Source organism: Streptomyces sp. NPDC004752 (assembly GCF_053601275.1).
Map to the genome: position 1 here is coordinate 1 of NZ_JBSGBN010000301.1, position 1,628 is coordinate 1,628.

Here is a 1,628-nt window from a genome sequence, read left to right on the forward strand (position 1 = left end):
CCGCGGTCACCAGCACTGCCAGTACCAGGCCGGGACAGTCCACCACCAGGTGCCGCTTCTGCCCGCCCACGTTCTTCCCGCCATCCCATCCCGACAGCTGAGACGGCGATGAGGGCGCGGGGGTCGTCGAGGTCGTTGGCGTAGTGTTCGCGCTGCTTCGCAGTCCAGGCAAAAGCGCCGGAGTCCCATGCTTCGGCGAGGGGCACGAGGTGGTCGACGTCCGGTTTCCGGGCCGTGTCGAGGTACAGGTTGTCGTGCAAGGCGCACGGCGGAGTCCTCTCGGATCACGGAAAGATTTCGTGATCGGCATAGCGGCTCCGGCAGCCGTCTGGCCCGGAGACTGGCGGCAGCTCTACCCGATCGGACGGTAAGTGCGATGGTCGGTGCGCCGGGTCGGGTATAGTTGATCTTGAGCTGGTCGCGGGTGACTCCGTTCGGCTGGTGTTGCGTTGGTGGTCCAAGGAAAGACGTCCCGCTTCCTGCGGAGAGATGCAGGTGCAAGGCCTGCCCGGTGCTCGACTATGGGGTCTGTCCGTGCACTGCACGGACAGACCCCTTGCGTTGTTGCCTGGCTTCACCAGTCCTGTACGGCGGCCAATTCGCTTCGCATGCCGGAATCTGGGGTGTGGCTGTGGCACGGTGGAGGTGGGGTCGGCCCGTCGCTTTCCCCCGTAGCGACGGGCTGGCTCGTAGCCGCTACGTCTCGGACATGGAGGAATGTCCGGCAGCCCGCGCCGCGGGCCAGGCGGTGCGGGCTGCCGGACATCACTGGTGTGATGACGACAGAGACCGGGTGTGGCGGGTCAGGGAATGCTCTGACATTTGAGTTCCTCATCGCCTCTCCAGTGCATGAGGCAGACGAGGACGTAGTCGGCGCCTCCTGGTACGTCTGCGGTGACGGCGAGGTTGACTTTTGCGGATGCCCCGCAGACGGGGGTGCTGCTGCTTTGGCCGATGATGTGGTCGGAGCTGTCGAATGCGGTGGCTTTGGTGTACCGGCAGGAGCTCAGCGTCACGGATTTCTGTTCGCCGACCACACCAACGCTGCGGTTGTAGAAGATCACATGTCCCTTGGTGTAGGTCTGGCCGACCGGGACGTTGTAGCGGTAAGGGATGCCGTCCGCGTGAGCCGCTCCTGGCATGGCCAGGAGCATCCCCGCACTCAGGCTCAGGGTACCGAGGCAGGCGGCAATCTTGGTGCGCATACGTCCCCCGTAGCGGTGTAGGTGAAACGAGCGGGCCTTCCCTGAAGGGCAAGGGACTTGAGGGTCCTGTGGCTCTTCAGGAGTGCGCCTGGAATGCTACACGTGGACCAGTGAACTTGGTCTTGACGAAGGGCCGAACCGGTGTCGAGTTCTGGGGCTTGTAGCCGCCGGCTGCCGCGTGTGTGTCAGGTCTCGGGACTTGCTTGACAGTTTCGGCTCACGAGATCGTTGACGGTCTCAGGACTTCCTGGACAGACTGGTCAGATCTTGGGTGCGTGGATCTTGGCTTTCCAGCGAGTCACAGGGGGCTGGTCCTTGCGGGCGTGGAGTGAGATCTCGGCGCCCTCGTAAGTGACGCGGAAGTGGGTGTCCTCGACGTAGATGGTGACGATCCGGCCTGCGCAGGTGCGCCCAACGCGCAGG

General features: G+C 64.2%; 1 protein-coding gene and 1 pseudogene. Both read right to left on the reverse strand.

Going from position 1 to position 1,628, the window contains the following annotated elements; genetic code table 11:
• Positions 1-100, reverse strand: a pseudogene (locus tag ACWEKM_RS46510) (IS5/IS1182 family transposase); the annotation flags it as partial.
• A 703-nt stretch (positions 101-803) separates the two neighbouring features.
• Positions 804-1,205 carry a hypothetical protein gene (locus ACWEKM_RS46515; protein WP_451627364.1) on the reverse strand — a complete coding sequence of 134 codons (402 nt, stop codon included), beginning with the start codon at positions 1,203-1,205 and terminating at the stop codon, positions 804-806.
• Positions 1,206-1,628: the final 423 nt, after the last annotated feature.

What these genes read in the sequence shown, in the direction of transcription:
- ACWEKM_RS46515 (WP_451627364.1), bottom strand. Translation starts at nt 1,205, where the DNA reads ATGCGCACCAAGATTGCCGCCTGCCTCGGTACCCTGAGCCTGAGTGCG.